The sequence below is a fragment of the Acidimicrobiales bacterium genome (genome assembly GCA_030747595.1).
Lineage (GTDB): Bacteria > Actinomycetota > Acidimicrobiia > Acidimicrobiales > MedAcidi-G1 > UBA9410.
Genome location: JASLKK010000012.1, coordinates 1 through 20,773, shown reverse-complemented (window position 1 = coordinate 20,773; position 20,773 = coordinate 1). Strand labels below are relative to the sequence as shown.

Sequence of the window (20,773 nt, the reverse complement as noted above, 5' to 3'; positions counted from 1 at the left end):
CCAGACATGCACCGGACCGCAAACAGCATCGCCGAGGTCGTCACCAGCGGCCTGTGCGTCGGCTGCGGCCTCTGCGAGACCGTGACCCAAGGCCGCATTCCCATGGTCATGACCCCAACGGGCAGTTTGCGGCCCACCCCGGCCGAACGGTTCTCGCCCGAAGAGGAGGCAGTGTTGCTGGCCGCCTGCCCGGGTGTGGTAGCCGCCCCACGCCAGACGCCCGACCTTGAAGCCGACCCGGTGTGGGGGGCCTTTTCGACAATGCGCTACGGGTGGGCCGGCGACCCGAAGGTCCGGTTCCGTGCGGCCACCGGAGGCGTGTTGACCGCCCTCGGCATGCACCTCATAGACACCGGAACCGTCGATACGGTGCTTCACGTCGGAGCCGACCCGAAATACCCGATGCGCAGCCACTGGGTGCTGAGCCAAACCGCCAAGGAGGTGCTCGCCAATACCGGATCCCGTTACGGACCGACTGCCCCACTAGCCGGCCTGGGCCCTGTCCTCGACCGGGCAGAGCCGTTTGCCGTCATCGCCAAGCCCTGTGACCTGGGAGCCCTTCACGCCCACGCGGCCTCCGACCCCCGGGTCGACGACCTGTGTGTGGCCCGACTGGCCCTGGTATGTGGCGGCCAGTCCCGTCTCGAGAAATCAGCCGATGTGCTCGCCGAAGTAGGTGTAGACGAGGATGAGGTATCTCTGTTCCGCTACCGCGGCCACGGAAACCCCGGACCCACCCGGGTCGAGACCACCGATGGCAGGTCGTTCGAAAGGACCTACCTCGAGATGTGGGAAGACGAGGCCGGCTGGAAGGTTGAGACCCGCTGCAAGTTCTGCCCCGACGCCCTTGGCGAAGCGGCCGACATAGCAGCCGCCGACGTCTGGCCCGGTGGGGCCCCAACGGGCGATGACGAGGGTTTCAACGGGATCATCGTCCGCACCCCTACTGGCGAGGCCCTAGTGCGGTCAGCAGTGGAAGCTGGCGCCCTGGTGCTCGGTAGGCCGATAGACCCCCGTGAGTTCGACGAGCTCCAACCCCACCAGGTCCGTAAGAAGGAGGCCCTAGCCTCGCGTTTCGCTGGCCTAGCGGAAGCCGGGATCCCGACAATCAACACCACCGGACTGCGGGTCGACCTCCTCGGTCGTCGTCTCAACCCAGAAGCCCGGCTCGCCGAGCAAGCGGGGACGCTCCGCCGGGCCACCGAAGGCCGGTTCACCGAACCACTGCCCGCCTCTCCAACCGATAGGCCCAGCGACCACGCCTGACCTGTTGTCGCGTTGGGGGCCTGAAAGGTTCCTTGACTGCTTTTCCGAGGCGATCGCCGACCCACTGCCACGCTTCGGGCAGCTCGCACACGTGAGCCCAGTTCACGATCCGATCAGTGCCGCCGTGCCCGGCCAGCACCTCGGTGCGCAGCGACGCCGTTGCTGCCAGCTGACTGATCGTGATCGTCACCAACCGCGAACCTGCCGCCCCACGTAGTGTTGCCAAATGCCCTCAGAGACGATTTGACACCGCTAGCTCCGCCTCGACCCGAACCCAGGAAGTGAACCCATGAGTGGACTGCAGACCTTCACCGACTACAACCGGACCGTCCTCATCGACGGCGAGTTCCGTCGTAGCGACGCCACCGCAGGCCGTGACGTCATCGACCCCGCCACCGAAGCGGTGCTGACCGAACTGGCCGAGACCAGCGTCGACGAGATCGATGAAGCGGTCGCCGCGGGCCACGCCGCTCAGGCCGCTTGGTGGGCGTTGAGCGGGCTTGAACGTGCCGAGGCGATGCACGACATCGCCAACGACCTCGCCGCCATGAAACACCCGCTGGCCGAAGCTCTCACCCGCGAGATGGGCAAGCCGTACAAGGAATCGGCCGACGAGGTCGACTGGTCGGTGTCGGCCATCCGCTATTACGCCGAGATTGGCCGCAACGACATGGGACGGGTCATGGGCAACGCGGTCGCCGGTCATCTCAACTACACCCTCAAGCTGCCCCTCGGGGTGGTCGTCTCGATCCAGCCGTTCAACTACCCGATGACGTTGTTGGCATGGGAGGGCGCCGCCGCGTTGGCCGCAGGAAACGCGGTCATCGCCAAGCCCTCGGAGTACACGTCGATCACCACGTTGCTGTTTGCCGAAGCGTTCAACAAGCATCTGCCGCCCGGGCTCTTTCAGGTCGTCACAGGGGCGGGAGAAGCGGGGCGGCGCCTTGTCGAGCACGAGAGCACGAACATGGTGGCATTCACCGGCAGCGTGCCGACCGGCCGGGCCATCGCGGCCACGTGCGGGCAGATGATGAAACCGACCCTCATCGAGACGTCTGGTAATGATCCCTTCATCGTCATGCCGTCGGCCCCGATAGACGTCGTGGCCCGCGGCGCCGCCTTTGCGGCCTACATGAACTGCGGCCAGATCTGCGTGTCGGCCGAACGCTTCTTCGTCCACGAGGACGTGCACGACGAGTTCGTCGAACGGCTCGCCGCCCACGCCAGAGCCTTGCGTGTCGGCAACGGCCTCGACGCCGTCGACATGGGCCCGATGGTGGCCGAAAAGGAACGCACGCGCTACGAGGGCGTGCTAGCCAGAGCGCAGGATCAAGGCGCGACCCTGACCTTCGGTGGCGGAAGGCCGGACGGTCAGGACAAGGGTTGGTTCGTCGAGCCGACCATCCTGACGGACTGCACGCCGGACATGGACATCTTCGGCAACGAGAGCTTCGGCCCCGCCGCCCCCATCTGCAAGGTCGACAGCTTCGATGAGGCGCTGGCTGCCGCCAACGATTCGATGTTCGGCCTCGGCGCCTGTCTGTACACGACCAACATGAAAGAGGCGATGCGCGCCACTGAGGAGCTCGACGGCGGGATGGTGTGGATCAACGCACCTTTGCTCGACAACGACGCCGGCCCCTTCGGTGGCACCAAGTCCAGCGGGCTCGGGCGTCAGCTCGGCAATGAAGGCCTGGAGACCTTCCGGTCGACCAAGTTGGTGTGGATCGACCCCGACTGCGAGCCACAGGACTTCTGGTGGTTCCCGTACGCCGATGCTGAAGCCTTCGCGGGCGGAGCCGGCGACGATGGCGAGGACGCTCCATGACCGATACGCGACTCGATCCTTTCGAGCACGGCCTCACCGGCGACGCGGCCAACTCGAATTCGCTACCGGCCCGCTTCTACACCGATCCGGCCGTGGTCGCCCTCGAGCGCGAAGAGATCTTCTTTCGCAGTTGGATTTTCGTGGGTCACGTCTCGGAGGTGGCAGAACCGGGCGACTACTTCACGACATCGGTGTTCGAGCAGAACATCATCGTCATTCGAGCCGAGGACGGGTCGATCGGTGCGTTCTACAACGTGTGTCGCCATCGAGGGCACGATCTGCTGTGCGACTCGGGTCACGTCAACCGGATCGTGTGTCCGTATCACGCCTGGATATTCGACCTCGACGGCACTTTGGTCAAAGTTCGTAACTCCGACAATGTGAGTGGTTTTTCGGCTGCCGAGCACGGCCTCAGCACCGTCGGAGTGGAGGTGACGGCGGGACTGGTGTTCGTCAACCTCGACCTCGACGCCGCACCCCTTGCCGAGCAGGCGGCAGGGCTCGAAGCCGAGATAGCAGCGTTCGTACCAGAGCCGGAAGCACTCGTGCTCGCCCACACCGACAGCCACATCATGAAGTGCAACTGGAAGATCCCGGTGGAGAACTGGTCGGAGTGCTACCACTGCGCGATCGTGCACCCGCCGCTGGCGGCCGAGTTCATCGACTTCACCACGTTCCGTATCGAACTCAACCCGCTCTACCAGCGCCAGCGCATGAAGCTGCGGGATGAGAAGACCCAGGCGGCGGCCGCCAACGCCCACATCGACAGCGACGAACAGGCCAGTTGGACGGTGTTGCCAAACCTGGGGATCCAGATCGTGCACGGTGGCTACATCATGACTTCGCAGTGGCGACCCGTGGACGCCGATCATTGTGAGTTCGTCGAGAACTGGTACTTGCCAAACGCCGAGCCGACTGAGCATCACCGAGAGCTGTTCCGGTTTCGGGCCGAGAACACCCAACCCGAAGACGTGGCGGTGTGCGAAGGAGTGCAGCGTGGACTGCACAGCCGCGGTTTCGGTCACGGGCGGCTGATGGTCGACGCCGAACGCACCGAGCTGAGCGAACACGGATCGCACCACATCCAGCATTGGGTGGCGACCAAACTGGCCGGTCGATGACGGCACCGCATCAGGCGGCCGGGCCGTTGGTCGGCATCCGCATCCTCGATCTGACCTGGATGCTGTCCGGACCGTATTGCACGATGCTGCTGGCCGACATGGGTGCCGATGTCATCAAGGTCGAGAACCCGACCGGCGACCCCATGCGAGCGGTAGGGCCCTATATGGCCGACGACTCCGAGCGCCACTTCGGCGGCTACTTCCAAAGCATCAACCGCAACAAGCGCAGCATCGTGGTCGATCTCAAGACCGATGATGGCCGCGCCGAGCTGTTGGCGCTCGCCAGCACCTCCGACGCTGTGGTCGAGAACTTCCGCTCGGGAGTGCTGGAGAGACTCGGGGTCGGCTATGAGACGCTGCGGGAGGTCAATCCGGCCCTGGTGTACGCCTCGCTTCGAGGGTTCGGCGATCCCCGCAGTGGCGCGACCGAGCTCAACGATCGCCCGGCGATGGACTACATCGCGCAGGCCATGAGCGGGTTCATGAGTGTCACCGGCCCGCCGGGTGAGCCGACCAAAGCCGGACCCGGAATCGGCGACCTCTTCCCGGGTGCGATCACCGCGCTCGGCGTCGTCAGCGCCGTGCTGTCGGCCCAACGCACCGGCGAGGGCCAGTACGTCGACATCGCCATGTACGACGCCATGGTCTCGCTGTGTGAACGCATCGTCTACCAGTACGGCTATACGGGTGAGGATCCGATCCCGGCCGGCAACCGCCATCCCCTGTGGTCGCTGTACAACACGTTCGAGGCCCGGGACGGCTTCGTGTGCATCTCCGCTGTGTTCGCTCACGAATGGGCCAACCTGGCCGACGTCATGGGCCGGCCCGAGCTAGCCGTCGACCAACGCTTCGCCTCCGATGAGGCCCGTCTCGTCCACGACGACGAAGCCAACGAGATCGTGGCCGCCTGGATCGCGTCGCGCACCAGGGCCGAGGTGCTCGATGCCATCGGCACCAGGGTTCCCGCCGCCCCGGTGCAGACGGCGAGCGACCTGTTCAGCGATGCCCATCTGCGCCAGCGGGAGATGATCGTTGAGGTCGAACATCCCGGCTCGGCACGCCCCGCCGCCATCGCCGGAAGCCCTTTCCGGTTCGCCGAAACTCCGGCCGGCGTCCGTACCCGTGCCCCGTTGCTCGGCGAACACGGCGACGAGATCCGCCAGGAGTTGGCGGCAGCCGCGACGGACGGGGCCTATGGCTGAGCGGCACCATCCACTACGGGGCGCAGCATCGATCATCGGCGTCGGCTCCACCGACTACGCCGCCCTCAAGGTCCGATCCGAGGCGGTACCGCCGCTCGATCTGGCCGCCATGGCCATCGATGCCGCCTTGGCCGATGCCGACCTGGCCCGCGCCGACATCGACGCGCTCACGACCATGGGGCTGCCCTGGGATCAGCTCGCCGTGCGCGAGGGGCTCCGCGATCTGCGGGTCACCGTCGAGTACGCCTCGGGTGGCCGGTGGGTCGTGCCCGCCCTGCAGCACGCGGTGCAGTCTGTGGCAGCTGGCTCCGCCGACACGGTTCTCCTGGTATTGGCGTTGTCGCGGCTGGCCACCTACGAGGATTCCGCTGCGCCTGGCACCAATACGTTGTTCGAGGCCATGCACGCCATGGGGGGTCCGGCCGCACACTCGGCGCTGATGGCTCGCCGTTACAGTCACGAGTTCGGCGACTGTTCCGCCGCCCTTCGTCAGGTGGCCCGTTCCAACCGGGCCAACGCCGCTCTCAACCCGGCGGCCGTGTTCCGCCAGCCGATGACCGACGCCGATTACGACGGCGCCCGGCTCATCGCCGAACCGTTGCGGCTGTTCGACTACTGCATGGTGAACGATGGGGCGGTGGCGCTCATCGTCACCAACACTCCGGCGGGTCCGGCCGGGCGAGCAGTCGCCATTGGGGGACTGGCCGCATCAGCGGATCAGGGCGCCCACTACAGCGCGGCCGACTTCTATCACCGCCCGTCGCAGGCCGCCGCAGCCGAGATGTTCGCCATGGCCGGCCTTGCCCCGAGCGACATCGACCTCATCCAGATCTACGACAACTACACCCCTTCGGTGCTGTTCGCCCTCGACGGCTTCGGCTTCACCCCGCGTGGCGAAGCGGCCCGGTTCGTCGAAGCCGGCCACATCACCCGCGACGGATTGCTACCGCTCAACACCAGCGGTGGCCACACTTCAGAGGCCTACATGCAGGGCATGAACCTGGTGGCCGAAGCGGTCCGTCAGCTGCGGGGCGAGGCTGGCGAGCGCCAGGTCAGCGGCGCCCAGACCGCCTGCTACATGTGCGTCACTCCGATGGCCGGGGGGTGCGTGCTGTGGACGTGAGCGGTCACCTTCCTCCCCGCGAGCCAGCCGCTGAGCCGTTCTGGGCCGGGCTGGCTGAAGGCGTACTGCGGCTATCTGGCTGTGACGGCTGCGGCACCATGGCGTGCCCACCTGAGAGCGACCCATGCCCGCGGTGTGGGCAACCGGCGACGTGGCGCGACATGGCCGGCACCGCCCGTCTGTGGTCCTGGACCACCTTTCACCGCGAGTACTTCGCCGGCTACCCGCTTGCCCCTCCTTACACCGTGTTAATGGTCGAGCTCACCGAAGGGGTTCGAATGCTCGCCACCCTGCCGACCGACATCGACCCGGCCTGCCTGTATTGCGACCAGCCCATGCAGTTCCGCGCGTTCGAGCTCGAACCGGGAGCGTCCATCCCCGGCTTCGCCCCTATCTCATGACCAGCTCCCAACGGGCCAAACCGGGCCCACCGGTAACCTTGACAGCGAGGAAGACCGTTATCGGCAGTAACGCGCCACATAACGCGCCGCCCTCGCCCTCGTAGAGGGTGGCGCGAAACCCCCACACCCCTACAACGAAGGGGTTCTCGGAGATGCTCCGGTGGCCCTGGGAACGCGTTTTGGGCGAATCAGGAACGCGCTAGATCCAATCGATCGGCATGAGCTAGGCCGATCTCATGTGATCACGCGCCGCTGCGAAGGAATCGGCGGAGGATCTTGCCGGAGGCCGACTTCGGAATCTCGTCGATGAACTCGACGGCTCGCAGTTGCTTGTAGCTCGCAACCTTGCCGGCTACGAACTCACGCAGGTCAGCCTCGTTAGCGGTCGCTTCGGGATTCAGTACGATGAAGGCCTTGGGTAGTTCCCCGGCCTCGTCGTCGGGAATCCCAACGACGGCGCAGTCGACCACTGCGTCGTGCGTGAGCAGGAGGGCCTCCAGCTCTGCGGGGGCAACCTGGAACCCCTTGTATTTGATGAGCTCCTTGAGCCGGTCCACGATGAACAGGTGACCGTCGCTGTCGATGTGGCCGACATCGCCGGTATGCAGCCAGCCGTCGCGATCAATGGTCGCAGCGGTTGCCCCCTCGTTGTTGAGATACCCCTTCATCACTTGCGGTCCCCGCACCCACAGCTCACCGTCGTGGCCCGCAGGCACGTCGTTGCCTGCCTCGTCGACGATCCGTGACTCGGTGTTCGGGATCGTGACGCCAGAAGACCCGGCTTTGCCCTGGCCGGCCAGCGTTGCGTGACTCACCGGAGAGAGCTCGGTCATGCCGAAGCCCTGCACGACCTCGCATCCGACCCGTTTCGCGGCATCATCGGCTAGGTCTCCTCCGAGCGGCGCCGCTCCGGACATGATGAGTGACAGCGACGACAGGTCGTAGTCGTCGACGATGGGCTGTTTGGCCAGGGCGAGAATCATCGGTGGGACGGCGTAGAACTTCGTGATGCGGTGCTCTTGGAAGAGTTCGAGAGCACGCACGAAGTCGAATCGCGGCAGTGTGATGACCGTTGCACCGTTGGCGAGCAGGTTGTTCATCAGGACCTGCATCCCGTAGATGTGGAAGAACGGCAGCACAGCGAGGGTGGCTTCCCCATGGTGTACGTCGAGGACTGGCCCACACTGAGCGAGGTTCGCCACGAGGTTCTTGTGAGTCAGCATGACCCCTTTGGCCAGGCCAGTAGTGCCCGACGAATACGGCAGGGTCACCACGTGTTCATCCACGTCGACGGCTACCTGATTGCTCGGGGTCCCGTACATGCCGACTAGGCGCTGGGACCCTTCGGCCTTGTCGAGGAAGATCACGTCGGTGACAGCTGTCCCTTCGATGGCCTCGGTGGCGAGCGGTGCCAGCGCCTCGATCGTGAAGAGCAGGACTGCGCCCGAATCGATGAGTTGATGGCGAATCTCTTCGGCGGTGTAGGTGGGGTTCAGCGTCGTCGTCGCCAAGCCCGCCACGGCTGCACCATGGAACACGATCGCGAACTCCGGCATGTTCGGCGCCATCAGCGCAACGATGGCGCCTACCTCAAGGCCGCGAGCTGTGAGCCCGCCCGCTAGGGCACGGATCGCGGTGGTGAGCTCGGCGAAGGTGTGGCTCGAGCCGGTGACGCCGTCGATCATCGCTACAAGGTCGGGGTGGGTGCCGGCGCTGCGGAACACGTAGTCGGTGACCGTGGAATCGGGGATCTCCACATCGGGTAGTGGCGAAAAGTGGATGTTGGTCATGGGTTGCTCCCAGTGGATCAGTCGAAAGCAGCGACGCCGGGGGCCATGGCGCTTTCGCGCAGCCGGCTGATCCGGCCCTGGCCCATGTACTCATTTTCGCTCATGACCGAATCATCTGCGTCCTGGCTGCGACGATCTCCGCCAGCTCTGTCAGCATTGCCATGTCGTGGTCGGTCATGAATCCCCTCTCCGGCCAGTCCTCAACTCCCAGCTCCCAGCACTGCCTTGGTCTCCAGGTACTCCTCGAAGCCGTGCCTGCCCCATTCACGGCCGTTGCCGGACTGCTTGTAGCCCCCGAAGGGTGCGTGGAGGTCGGGGCCGGCTCCGTTCAGGTGCATGGCTCCAGTCCTGATCCGGCGGGCGACCGCAAGTGCCCGGTCGTGACTACCCGAGATGTAGCCCGAGAGCCCGTACGACGTGTCGTTGGCGATGTCCACGGCGTCGTCGTCATCCTCGTAACCGATGATCACCAGAACCGGACCGAAGATCTCCTCCCGGGCGATGCGCATGTCGTTGGTGACGTCGGCAAACAGGGTGGGTCGCACGTAGAAGCCGGTGTCCAACCCATCGGGTCGCCCGCAGCCCCCGCAGACCAGGGTGGCACCCTCGTCGATGCCGATCTGGATCAACTCCTGGATCTTGATCCACTGGGCTTCGGACGCGACCGGCCCGACGGTGTTTGCCAGGTCTTGTGGATCGCCGACGGACAGCTGGTCCATCCCCAGCTCGGCCAGTCGGGCCGCCTCGTCCATGCGGTCTCGTGGGACCAGCATGCGGGTGCCGGCGTTGCAGGACTGGCCCGAGTTGAGGCACATCTCGAACGCGTCACGGCTTATCGCCTCCTCGAAGCAGGCATCGTCGAGGATGATGTTGGCGGACTTCCCACCGAGTTCCTGTGCGACGCGCTTTACGGTCGGTGCCGCATTCTTGGCGACCTCGATGCCCGCCCGGGTCGAACCGGTGAAGGACACCATGTCGATGTCAGGATGGGCCGACAGGTATGCACCCACGTTCAGCCCGTCACCGTTGACCAGGTTAAAGACGCCAGCGGGAACTCCTGCCTCGTCGAGGGCTTCCGCGAAGACGATTGCGCTCAATGGCGAGACCTCCGAGGGCTTCACCACCATCGTGCACCCGGCCGCCAAGGCTGGAGCGACCTTGCAGGCCAACTGGTTGATGGGCCAGTTCCACGGGGTGATCATCCCAACCACGCCCAGTGGCTCTCTCACGATCAGGGCTGTGTCCTTGACGTACTCGAACTCGTAGGTACTCAGCACCTCCATCGCCGTGGTGACGTGGTAGATCCCCATCTCTGCCTGCATCGCCCTCGCCAGGCCCCGTGGTGCCCCCATCTCCAAGGTGATCGCCTCGGCGAACTCCTCGAGGCGGGGTCGGAGGGCCGAACGGACCCTGTCCAACAGGTCCAGACGCTCGTCGACGGTCGTCAGCGAATACGTCGCGAACGCGGCCTTCGCCGCTGCTACCGCGGCATCCACATCGGCCGGGCCGCCCATGGCGATTGTGGCAACGGATTCCTCAGTCGCCGGGTTGATCACGTCGAGCGTGTCAGCGCCCACCGGGGACACCCAACTTCCATCGATGTAGAACTGCCCCGTGTTCTTCATTGAGCCAGCGACCGGATCATCCCGGTGCGTCCACGCGGCTGAGGAACTCGTTCGCCCCGAGCACGCCCGCAACTGCCTTCGTGGGCTCGACCATGAACGGGTCGATTGGAGCACCGGTCGCGTTGACCAGCCGGTTGGCCATGTGGAAGCCAGCTATCACGGTCAGACAGTCGACGAGGACAGCGTCACCCATGGTCGACCTGACCTCCGCCTTCACCTCGTCCAAGTCACCTCGCCCGAATGTCGCGTCGACCAACCGCGCCACCAGCTCACCGTTGTCGACCCCGCAATCGCCGTGTCCGGGTCCCGTCGCCACCTCCAGCGAAATCTCCTCACCTTGCCCACTCTGACCGAGTAGGACCGCGTGGGTGGTCGCTCAATAGAAGCACTCGTTAAGAGCAGAGGTACGGGTGGCGAGCAGTTCGAAGTGTGGACGCTCGATCGACCAGTTCCGGCCGGAATCGAGCTCGCTGAGGATTCCTCCGGCGATGTAGTGGGCGTCTATGAGCATCCACAAGATCGCGGCCTCGGCGGGAACGAGGTTCAGGGTCCGGCGGACGTTGGGCGCCTCCATGGGCATGTCCGGGGACCAGTGGGTGTCCTCGAGGGAAGCGGTCGGAACCCAGTGCCGGGCGATCTCGACGCCGTCGGGTCGGTATCGACTCGGCTCTCCGGCTCGGGGCTCGGATAGGGCGAGGCGATCCATCGACAACGAGTCGGCGAATCGGTCAACCATGTTCGCCATTGAGACCAGGCTGAGAACCTCCACGTACTGTTCTGCGCTCACCTGGTCCGGGACAAACGAGTCGTACCAGTCGCGGGTGAGCGTCGAGGTGTGGTTGGTGATGCGCCAGATGATGTCCACCACCGCAGCCGGCAGCACATGGTCATCGGCCACGAGGCCATCCACGGTCGAAGGCCTGACCCACGGCGACAACTGGTCGGCGTCCCAGGCCGTACGCACCTCGTTGACGATGGCGAAGCGCTCGGTCGCCGACCACCATGTCCCCGGGGAGGCCCAGTGCTCGAGTAGTGCCGCGTGGGCCTTCAGGACAGCGTCCCGAATGGGCAACTCGGTCTCGTAGATGCTCGTCTGTGTCACCACTACACCAACCTCGCTTCTGTCGGATCCGGCTGCTGGTACTTCCAGTAGGTGCTCTTCGTGAGCATGCGCTCATCCTCCGTGATGTCGTAGAGGTCAACGACGTCGACCTTGAAGGCCCGCTCTTCCTTCACGTCGATGGCGGACATCCGGAAGGTCTGCACCACCAGGCGGGGAGCGAAGCGTTCGGCCAGGAAGTTGAACCGGACACGGGCCCAGTTCTTCTTTCGCCATCGAAGCTCTTCGATCATCTCGTCCAGACCGCTGAGGACCCTGCCGGTCGGCAGCGGATCATCAACGTTGAAGTAGTGGAGGTTCCACCTGAAGCCGGGGGCCAAAACCTCTGCGAGGCCCTCGGTGCTCATGCTGACGTAGGCCCACCGGAACCGTGTCATGAGGCCGCGGTAGTCAGGCATGTCCGATGCCCCCTGTTGGCCCTGATCGTCCACTACAAGGCTGGGTTCCAGCATGGCTGGTCCACTTTCCAGTCGACAGGGTTGCCGAACGTCTCGTCGTAGGTGAAACGGTTCACAGGGGGACGCTTGGCGAGCCCCCAGTTGCCCAGCGGCTTTCCCACCGGGATCATTGCGTGGAACTCCCAGTCGGAATCTTCGGGAATCCCGATGAGTCGGTCGGTCTCCTCTTGATGGAACCGGAGCACGGTGGTGAAGGTCGTCCCGAGACCGCAGGCACGGGCAGCGAGACAGAACTGCCAGGCAATCGGGAACGACGTGGAGCCGAACCCCGGGAGCCCGACTACGAAGATCAAGACTGGGACGTCCACCAGGTTTTCTGCCAGCCAGCCTGCGGTCTTGACGGTTGCAGGGTCCGGTGGCCCCGCCGGGTCGTTGGGGTCCGGTGGTGGGGCCGGTGCACTGTAGAGCTGCTTCATCCCGTCCGCGTAGAGCGTCTGGAGCTCGGACTTCGTACTGCGGTCGCGGACTACGACGAACCGGACGCGCATCCGGTTACCCCCCGACGGTCCGCGCATCGCGGCGTCGAGGAGTTTGGCGATAGTTTCGTCGTCGATGGGGTCCAGGGCCAGGCGACGCATGGCCCTGGTCGTGTACAAGAGCTCGAGTGCATCCATTGCTGACTCCTATGCCTGGGCGAGGGCGGGTGCCGGTTGCAGCGCTCGGACCTGGTCCATCACACCGCCGAACAGATCGAGGGAACGCATCACCAGTGGCCAGGGCTGACCGCCATAGTCACTCTGAATGGTGAAACGATCGATCGGCGCGAGCGAGGTAAAGGCGCCGATGCGGTCGACCACTTCTTCCGGGCTGCCGTTCACCACCGCACACTCGGGGCTCGCGAAGTCGGTGACGCGAGCCGGAAGCTCGACCTCGTCTTCGTGCACGCCCATCCGCTTGCCAAACACCCAGCGTTGGAAGGGCGCCTGGTAGATGCTGAGATGATCTCGAGCCTCCTGCGATGTTGGTGCCACATGAACGTGAGCGTGGAGGTCTACCCAGGGGTTGTGCGCGTGGCCGGCGTCGGAAAAGGCCTCTTGGTAGGCAGCAACCACTGGGGCGAGCTGGTTGCGGTCGAAGGACAACATGGTGATCGAGATACCGAGGCCGAGCTCAGCTGCGGCGATAGCTGACTCTTCGCGTGAGACGGCGACCTTGATGGGGATGCATGGCTCCTGCACAGGCCGGGGCTGCAGAGTGACACCGTTGAGCGGTGGCCGGAACTCGCCCGACCACGTCACATCGGATTCGGTCCACAACCGCAGCAGCAGTTCCAGACCCTCCCGTTGCATATCAACAGCTCGTTGAACGTCCTGACCGAAGTAGGTATAGGCGTACGGCTCAACCCCTCGTCCGACCCAGACTTCAGCCCGGCCGTCTGACACGACGTCGACGGTGGCAAAGTCCTCGGCGACCTTCACCGCATCATGATGAGGCAGCAACGTCACGCCGGAACCCAATGTGATCGTCGAAGTTCGCCCCGCAAGCCACCCCAGGAACACAGGCGGCGATGCAGTGATGAAATCACTGAAGTGGTGCTCCCCCACGAACACCGCATCGAACCCCGCCGGTTCGGCGTAGTCGAGGTACTCCAGTATGTCGCGATGGCGTTCGGCCTGCGTGGTGCGTACACCTGTCGCCGGGTCAGCACGGTGGTCGCCGAGAGTCAGCAGTCCAAGTTCCATAGTCGAGTGTTTATCCAAACGGTAAGGTTCTGTCAACCATGGGTTTCCCTCGAGCCGATGCCTCAGGAAAGAGCCGCGACCATCGTGGCCAGAGCAGCCAGGACCAAAAGCCCGAGAATCAGCCGACGAAACGCAACGGGAGCAACGTGTCCTCGCACCCGCAGCCCGATGGACCACCCGAGAATCATGGCCGGGATCGCGACGACGGTCACCCCCAGTACCTCATCCGTCAGCCGACCGGCAAAGCCGAACAGCGCCACACCCACGGCCGAGGTCAGACCTAGGACGGCACTCGTGGTCGGGCGAAAGGCATGTGGCGCCAGTCCCCGGGCCTGGAGCACCAGCACGGTTGGCGGCCCGTTGGCACTGAGGCTCGTGGTCAAGACCCCGGTGGCGAAGCCGGCGCCGAACTCGACCGAGGCACGACTGCCGGAGAGCTGGACACCCGACCCCAGGATTGCGACCGCTGCGAGGATCGCGCTCGCCAGGGCGAAGCGCAACGCAACGACTGGCATCGCCGCGAGCAGCGCTAGGCCCACAGGAAGGCCCGGCAACGCACCTAGAAGAAGTAGCCGAACCGCCCCTCGGTCGATGTGGCGCCGCTCACCCCACGCAAGGAGCGCACTGTTCGCAACCAGCAACACGGTTGCTACCGCCACTGCCTCTTTCGGGTCGATGACGAGTCCGAGCGGCGGCACGGCGAGCAGACTGAACCCGAAACCGGCAACCGTCTGGCCGAACGCCGCGAATGCGACGATCAGGGCAGACACGAGGACGACTTCGACGCTCATCCCAGACTGCCTGTAACCAACGCCCCATGCCCTCCTGTGGCCCTAGGATCACAGCACAGGATGTTAGCCCATCGGTAAGACTTGTCGATTCTGTCGCCTCTTCAACTGCGACATGACGATCACTCTGAGCCGTGAACCAGCCACGCGTTGATCGCCTGGAGGTGCGTCGCGATCTCGGCCATGCCGCGGGGATCGACGGCCGAAGGCAAGGGCCGCAAGATCGTCCATCCCAACTGGAGCGCGATAGACGCGAGGGCATCGCCGGCGGTATGGAGGTGAGCTGCCCGATCGCGTAGCCCGATACCTCGCGCGGCCAGCATCTCCTCCATGAGCCGTTCCATACCGCGCAACTCGAACTCGGGCGGCGGCCGGTCACCAAGGAGTCGACTGGCCCAGGCCCGAAGGAAGGCGCGGTGCCGAGAGAACACATCGAAGACACCGTGCGCCATCGCATCCTCGACATCGAGGACATCCCTCAAGAAGCGCTGGTGGAGGTGCACCAGAGCTTCGTCAAAGACGGCAGTCTTCGTGCCGAAGTAGTGGTTCACGAGGCCATAGTTGACCCCTGCTGCGGCAGCAAGCTCACGCCCAGTTACTGCAGTTTCGAGACGCGTCTCAAGAAGCGTTTCGGCGGTGTGCAGCAAGCGCTCCCGACCGCGGCCACCCGGAAGCGTTTCATCAACCGAACTAGTCGGCTCAACCCGTGTTGGAAAGAGTGGAAGGGCCGCTACGTCGGCCAAAGAGCGAACCCGGTCACCGAGCCGAGTCCAACACGCGCCCCAGTCTTCATCGCTAATCCCGAGTCCCCTACATAGCGGATCGGCGAAGACTAGAGCGCCCAGCGGGATCGCCGCCCACGTCGCTGCTATAGCGGTCTCGAACAGCGGGTCACGATCTGGGCCAATCGCCGTCAACCGACCACGGATCAACTCGACGGGTCCACCGTCAGCGAGGACGCTGAGATCGACGGGACCGGGGTCGAGCAGGACTTGGGCGATGGCGCGCCAGAACTCCGGGTAGTCGGCAGCTGCGAGCGGGTCGGGCAGGTCACTCGAGTTACCGAGCGTCTCTTGAATAAAGCGATCCCGCTCTTCTAGGACTGCGAACGTGACGAGATCGTCAACCGATCCGAACATCTGCTGGACCTGGGCATGGTGTACCTGAGCGGTACGAGCGATGGATCGACCCGATACCGATGATGGACCGTTGGCAGCCACGGCCTGCAATGCGCTGGTCATCAACCTGCGGCGGCTACCCCCTCTGATCCAGGGCCTGTCGTTCACTACCCGGACGGTATCAATGATGCATTGACCCGAACCCTGAAGGACCCACTTGCGTCAAGAGCAGACCTAGTTTATCCTCTATCTTACCATATGGCTAATACATAGGGCTGAAGTCCGGCGACGGAGTCGGAGGAAATTATGACTGGGGGACCTCATGAAGTTTGGACGTAGAAGCACTTGGCGTTTGCCGTTGGCGATTCTCACTGCACTCGCCCTGATGGCCGCGGCATGCGGCTCTGACGCCACCGAAGACACCGCTGCTTCTGTGGCTACTACGGCTGCACCAGCTACTACGGCTGCACCGGCTACTACGGCTGCACCGGCTACTACGGCTGCACCGGCTACTACGGCTGCACCGGCTCCAGAGGAGGTCGCCACGGTTGCCGACCATCTGGGTGATGGTTCGTTGGGCACTGTTGAAGTGGATTCCGGTGAGGACATCCAGATTCGGTCGTTGAACGCGATTTCCGGTGATGTGGCGTTCCTCGGCATTCCGAACCAGCGCGGTGTCGAACTCGCTATTCGCGACTACGGATCCATTGGTGGCCACGACGTCACGATCGGCACGGGTCTGGACGACCTGTGTTCGGCTGATGGTGGCCAGGCGGCCGCTCAGACGATCGTGGCCGACGAGGACGTCGTGGGCGTGATCGGTACGTCGTGTTCGGGCGCTGCGGCTTCTGCGGCTCCGCTGATCAGCGAGGCCGGCATGGTCATGATCTCGGGATCGAACACCTCGCCGTCGCTCACCAGCGACCTGGCTGGCACGGCCGGTTCGAACAACTACCCGGGCTACTACCGGACCGCTCACAACGACCTGTACCAGGGCGCGGCGGCGGCTGGCTTCGCCATCGAGGTGCTCGGTGTGACGACGGCTGCGGCGATCCATGACGGAGATCCGTACACGCAGGGTTTGGCCCAGGCGTTCGCCGATGCGTTCGAGGCCCACGGGGGGGCAATCACTACGTTCACCGCGGTGAACAAGGGCGACACGGACATGGTTCCGGTGTTGACCGAAATCGCAGCGGGTTCCCCGGAGATGCTGTTCTTTCCGATCTTCCAACCCGAGGGTGACTTCATCATCCAGCAGGCAAGCCAGGTCGCTGGCTTGGGTGACACGACGATGATGGCGGCCGACGGCCTGCTGAACAGCAACTTCATGGCTATTCCGGAATCCGAGGGCTTGTATTTCTCGGGTCCGGATATCCGCTACGGCATTAACACGAACCAGTCGACCGGCCAGACGGCCGATTCGTTCCTGGCTGCCTACAACGCCGAGTGGGGCGAGGACCCAGCGGCGCCGTTCTGGGCGCACAGTTATGACGCCACGACGCTGCTGCTCGACGCGATCGCTGCGGCCAGCTACGACGACGACGGCACGCTGGTCATCGACCGGGCTGGGGTACGCGAATACCTGAGTTCTGTGACTGACTACTCGGGGATCATTGGCCTGATGTCGTGTGACGCGTTCGGCGACTGTGGCTCACAGAAGATCACCGTGATCGGTCACGCCGATTCTGGTGACATCGCGGCGTCCAACGCCAACGTCATCTATGAGTACGCCCCAGGCGGCTCAAGCATCGTCGGTACCGCTCTGGTCGCAGTCGACGCTGAGTGTCCGCTTGGTCGGTCGACAGAGGTTGCCGATGACGTGCTGCCCTTGCGTGTCGTGGTCGTGCCGATCGTCGACGTCGCTCCGATCATTTATGCCGCCAGGTGTGGCCACTATGCCGCCCACGGCCTGGAGGTGGCCATCGAGACCGCCGCGTCGGGGCCGGCAGCCGCGCAGCTCGTCGCCGCCGGTGAAGGCGACATGGGTATCACCGCGTGGCATCCGCTCGCCGCGATGTGGGCCAACGGCGCACCGTTCAGGGCCGTCATCGACGGCGCGGTACTCGCAGCGGCCCAGGGCAAGGTCTTGGTCAGCCCGGACTCCGACATGGAGACCCTCGCCGACCTCGCCGGTCGCACCGTGGGCGTTGGTGCGATGGGATCTGTGTTCCACGTCGCGCTGCTGACGGCATTCCAGGACGCCGGCATGGACGCCTCGACCGTAGAGATCGTCGCCGTTCCAGTAACCGAGCAGATCCCCGCGGTCATGTCGGGGTCGATCGACGCCATGCTGTCCCTCGAACCGTTTACTACGATCGGCCAGATGCAGGGCCTGAAGGTCATCGCCGACGACATGTTCGGTGGTCGGGTCGCGCAGGGTACGTCCGGTGGCTTCATGGCCATGGCGCCATGGGCAGGTCAGAACGAGGAGACCATCCGGCGCGCACGCGCCGCATGGTCCGAGGTGGTGGAGTTGATGCATGCCGACGAGGCGGGCTTCCGGGCCTTCCTCCCGACCTACACGGCCCTCACCCCTGAGTTGGCGGCGGTCATCGCCCTCACCGAATACCGGACCACCACCGAGGTCGCAAACATTCAGCCCTCGGTAGACCTGGCAGCAGAAGTCGGCCTCATCGCCGAGACCTTCGACGTTGAACCATTCGTCGCCTTCCCGGAGGGCTGAGCAAGGCAAATAGATCGGGGAGACAGCATTGCCTCCTTTAAAGCGGTTGCCACCGACCGCCCCACGGATCCGCGGGGCGGTCGGTCTGGCCGTCTTCGTCGGCATCCTGGAGTTAGCCGTAGCACTCGGCATTGTCGATGTCGGGTCGATTCCGCGACCATCGGCCATCTTTGCCAAGATGGGCATGCTGCTCACCGACCCCTCATTCCTCGGAGAGGTCTGGGTGACGGTGAAGGGTGTAGCGGTCGGGCTCGGTGCGGCCATCGTCTGCGGGGTCACGCTGGGGGCGCTCATTGCCACCTCGACGATTGCCCGCAAGCTGTTGCTGCCGGTCATCGAGATGGTCAGGCCGATGCCCGGCATCGCTTACGCCCCGCTCCTGATCGCCGTTTTCCAGCGAGGTCTCATGAGCAGGTCTGTGACCGTCGCCATCGCGTGCACGTGGCCCATCTTGTTCAACACGCGCACCGGCTTCGCCTCGGTCGACCCAGTCGCAAAGCAGACGGCACGTAGTTTCAGCGAGGACAGATTCGGTGTGATCCGGCGAATCAGCTTCCCCTCGGCGTCCCCGTTCGTGTTCACGGGCATCCGCGTCGCTGCCTCGATAGCGATCGTCGTCGAGATCGCCGTCGAGATCTTCATCCCCGATGGCACCGGTATCGGCGGATACCTGGCCCACGTCGGCATTGGCGGTGGCGACCTGGCCACCATCTATGGGGCCACCATGGTCGCCGGCGTGCTCTCGCTCGCACTCAACTTCGGACTGGGTGCGATCGACACCAGGTTCTTCGGCTGGAGGGTGGGGCTGGACGCATGAGGATCCGCGAGCGTGCCATCACCGGCGTTGCGGCAACTATCTCGATCGGTGGCGCCCTGCTGCTGTGGCAGTTCTTCACCCAGCGGTCCGAGTCGTATTTCTTCCCTAGCCCGTCGACGGTGTTCCCCCATCTCTGGGCCGACACAGGTGGCTTCGGTGAACCGGCGTACCTGTCTTCGTCGGCCTCCGACCTCTTCCTTGGCGACGGGTTCTTCGAGGACGTGGTTCCCAGTATGTGGCGGATGCTCAGGGGCTACATGCTGGCGGTCTTTCTCGGGATCACCATCGGTACGGCACTCGGACTCAGCGAGGTGGCCCGGCAGTACACGAGCTGGATCATCAACTTCGTCCGGGCGATCCCACCACCGGCACTCCTCGGCATCTGGCTCGTCGTCTTCGGGATCGGCGACGGTCCCAAGGTCTACCTGATCGCCTTTGCCGTCATCTGGCCGGTGCTCATCAACACCATCGACGGCGTTGCCGCCGTCGATGAGCAGCGGAAGCAGGTCGGCGCTTTGTTCAAGGTGCCGTTCCACAGGCAGATCACGGGAATCTTCCTTCCATCGGCGGCGCCCAAGATCTTCGGGGGGATGCGGATCTGCGTCGGGTTCGCGCTGATCATGACGATCATCTCGGAGTTCGCAGGGGCCACGAACGGGCTCGGGCTGAGACTGCAGGCAGACCTGCTGTTCTTCGACTACCCCGACCTCTGGGCGACCATGATCGTCCTGGCGGTCGTGGGATTGATCCTGAATGGCATCCTCATGTGGGTGGAAGGTCGACTGCTGCATTGGCACCACGGGATGGCGAGGATCGCCGAGGCATGAGTGTCACAGATGGGATGGAATATCCGAATAGGGGACACGCACTGGCCGTGGACCGGGTGCGTCACACCTACGGTCAGGGTCAGGCCGCCTTCGAAGCGTTAGGGGAAATCTCCTTTGAGGTGCCCGCGGGCTCCGTGTCCTGCATCGTGGGGCAATCGGGGTGCGGCAAGAGCACCCTGATGCGCATCATGGCCGGGCTCATCCGGCCGAGCCAAGGCACGGTGACCGTTCGTGGCACGCCGATCGACGGAGTGCCAGAGGAAATGGCGATGGTCTTTCAGGACTACGGCCGATCGCTGTTTCCATGGCTCCGCATACGGCAAAACGTCGAGTTCCCGCTGAAACACCTGAACCGGGCGACACGACGGGAGCGGGCGGCCGAGGCCCTCGAGAGCGTCGGCCTCACCGGGCACGAGGGCAAGTATCCGTGGGAACTCTCCGGGGGAATGCAACAGCGCGTCGCAATTGCCAGAGCGCTGGCGGTGAACCCTCGCATCCTGCTCATGGACGAACCCTTTGCCTCCGTCGACGCCCAGACCAGAGCGGGCCTTGAAGACCTCCTGCTCAAGATTCACGCCGACCTGGGAATCACGGTCGTCCTGGTTACACATGACATCGATGAGAGCGTCTACCTGGCGGACCGGGTCGTCGCCCTCGGGAAGTCACCCGGCACCGTGCTCGAAATGATCGACATCGACCTCAGCCGGCCTCGCGATCAGCTCACCACGAAGGAGCACCCCGACTTCCTGGCCTACCGGCACCGGGTCCATCAGCTCCTCCACCGTTCCGACGGTTAACCACACGCGCCCCGACACAGCTAAACCCCCACCAAAGCTCGATCCCAAGAGGCCAAACCGGGCCCACCGGTAACCTTGACAGCGAGGAAGACCGTTATCGGCAGTAACGCGCCACATAACGCGCCGC

The 20,773-nt window shown here is 64.5% G+C and carries 18 protein-coding genes; 10 read left to right on the top strand and 8 right to left on the bottom strand.

The window, feature by feature from the left end; all coding sequences use genetic code 11:
• Positions 1 to 6: 6 nt before the first annotated feature.
• The 6 genes from QF777_09825 to QF777_09800 all read left to right on the top strand — a co-directional run bounded on the left by QF777_09825 (position 7) and on the right by QF777_09800 (position 6,941).
• On the top strand, positions 7 to 1,266 hold the full coding sequence (locus QF777_09825; GenBank protein MDP6911845.1) for a Coenzyme F420 hydrogenase/dehydrogenase, beta subunit C-terminal domain: 1,260 nt from the start codon (positions 7 to 9) through the stop codon (positions 1,264 to 1,266).
• A gap of 289 nt (positions 1,267 to 1,555) precedes the next feature.
• Positions 1,556 to 3,094, top strand: coding sequence for an aldehyde dehydrogenase family protein (locus QF777_09820; protein MDP6911844.1), 1,539 nt, complete (start codon positions 1,556 to 1,558; stop codon positions 3,092 to 3,094).
• Positions 3,091 to 4,215: an aromatic ring-hydroxylating dioxygenase subunit alpha gene (locus QF777_09815; protein MDP6911843.1), complete on the top strand. Its 1,125-nt coding sequence runs from the start codon at positions 3,091 to 3,093 to the stop codon at positions 4,213 to 4,215. Before QF777_09820 ends, QF777_09815 begins: the two co-directional genes overlap by 4 nt.
• A complete protein-coding gene (locus QF777_09810; protein ID MDP6911842.1) occupies positions 4,212 to 5,417 on the top strand; it encodes a CoA transferase in 1,206 nt (401 codons plus the stop codon). The genes QF777_09815 and QF777_09810 overlap by 4 nt, the downstream gene beginning before the upstream one ends.
• Positions 5,410 to 6,540, top strand: a complete 1,131-nt coding sequence (locus QF777_09805; protein ID MDP6911841.1) for a thiolase family protein — start codon at positions 5,410 to 5,412, stop codon at positions 6,538 to 6,540. The genes QF777_09810 and QF777_09805 overlap by 8 nt, the downstream gene beginning before the upstream one ends.
• A complete protein-coding gene (locus QF777_09800; GenBank protein MDP6911840.1) occupies positions 6,522 to 6,941 on the top strand; it encodes an OB-fold domain-containing protein in 420 nt (139 codons plus the stop codon). Before QF777_09805 ends, QF777_09800 begins: the two co-directional genes overlap by 19 nt.
• A gap of 242 nt (positions 6,942 to 7,183) precedes the next feature.
• Here QF777_09800 and QF777_09795 read toward each other — a convergent pair whose 3' ends face one another.
• The 8 genes from QF777_09795 to QF777_09760 all read right to left on the bottom strand — a co-directional run bounded on the left by QF777_09795 (position 7,184) and on the right by QF777_09760 (position 15,645).
• Positions 7,184 to 8,731 (bottom strand): AMP-binding protein, encoded by a 1,548-nt coding sequence (locus QF777_09795; protein MDP6911839.1) that lies wholly within the window; start codon positions 8,729 to 8,731, stop codon positions 7,184 to 7,186.
• 200 nt (positions 8,732 to 8,931) lie between these two features.
• A complete protein-coding gene (locus tag QF777_09790; protein ID MDP6911838.1) occupies positions 8,932 to 10,356 on the bottom strand; it encodes an aldehyde dehydrogenase family protein in 1,425 nt (474 codons plus the stop codon).
• A 16-nt stretch (positions 10,357 to 10,372) separates the two neighbouring features.
• Positions 10,373 to 11,461, bottom strand: coding sequence for an alkylhydroperoxidase-related (seleno)protein (locus tag QF777_09785; protein MDP6911837.1), 1,089 nt, complete (start codon positions 11,459 to 11,461; stop codon positions 10,373 to 10,375).
• Positions 11,461 to 11,928: a hypothetical protein gene (locus tag QF777_09780; protein ID MDP6911836.1), complete on the bottom strand. Its 468-nt coding sequence runs from the start codon at positions 11,926 to 11,928 to the stop codon at positions 11,461 to 11,463. Before QF777_09780 ends, QF777_09785 begins: the two co-directional genes overlap by 1 nt.
• Positions 11,907 to 12,548: a nitroreductase family protein gene (locus tag QF777_09775; protein MDP6911835.1), complete on the bottom strand. Its 642-nt coding sequence runs from the start codon at positions 12,546 to 12,548 to the stop codon at positions 11,907 to 11,909. The genes QF777_09780 and QF777_09775 overlap by 22 nt, the downstream gene beginning before the upstream one ends.
• 9 nt (positions 12,549 to 12,557) lie before the next feature.
• Complete coding sequence (locus tag QF777_09770) at positions 12,558 to 13,616, bottom strand: LLM class flavin-dependent oxidoreductase (GenBank protein ID MDP6911834.1); 1,059 nt, start codon at positions 13,614 to 13,616, stop codon at positions 12,558 to 12,560.
• A gap of 62 nt (positions 13,617 to 13,678) precedes the next feature.
• Positions 13,679 to 14,407: a sulfite exporter TauE/SafE family protein gene (locus tag QF777_09765; GenBank protein ID MDP6911833.1), complete on the bottom strand. Its 729-nt coding sequence runs from the start codon at positions 14,405 to 14,407 to the stop codon at positions 13,679 to 13,681.
• A gap of 119 nt (positions 14,408 to 14,526) precedes the next feature.
• The gene (locus QF777_09760) at positions 14,527 to 15,645 is read right to left on the bottom strand and encodes a TetR/AcrR family transcriptional regulator (protein MDP6911832.1); all 1,119 of its coding nucleotides are present in this window, start codon (positions 15,643 to 15,645) and stop codon (positions 14,527 to 14,529) included.
• 235 nt (positions 15,646 to 15,880) lie between these two features.
• Here QF777_09760 and QF777_09755 point away from each other — a divergent pair, with 235 nt between their 5' ends.
• Genes QF777_09755 through QF777_09740 form a run of 4 tightly spaced genes read left to right on the top strand, consistent with a single transcriptional unit; the run spans position 15,881 to position 20,646 of the window.
• The gene (locus QF777_09755) at positions 15,881 to 18,205 is read left to right on the top strand and encodes an ABC transporter substrate-binding protein (GenBank protein ID MDP6911831.1); all 2,325 of its coding nucleotides are present in this window, start codon (positions 15,881 to 15,883) and stop codon (positions 18,203 to 18,205) included.
• A 46-nt stretch (positions 18,206 to 18,251) separates the two neighbouring features.
• Positions 18,252 to 19,022, top strand: a complete 771-nt coding sequence (locus QF777_09750; protein MDP6911830.1) for an ABC transporter permease subunit — start codon at positions 18,252 to 18,254, stop codon at positions 19,020 to 19,022.
• Positions 19,019 to 19,849 carry an ABC transporter permease gene (locus QF777_09745; GenBank protein MDP6911829.1) on the top strand — a complete coding sequence of 277 codons (831 nt, stop codon included), beginning with the start codon at positions 19,019 to 19,021 and terminating at the stop codon, positions 19,847 to 19,849. The genes QF777_09750 and QF777_09745 overlap by 4 nt, the downstream gene beginning before the upstream one ends.
• On the top strand, positions 19,846 to 20,646 hold the full coding sequence (locus tag QF777_09740) for an ABC transporter ATP-binding protein (protein ID MDP6911828.1): 801 nt from the start codon (positions 19,846 to 19,848) through the stop codon (positions 20,644 to 20,646). Before QF777_09745 ends, QF777_09740 begins: the two co-directional genes overlap by 4 nt.
• Positions 20,647 to 20,773: the final 127 nt, after the last annotated feature.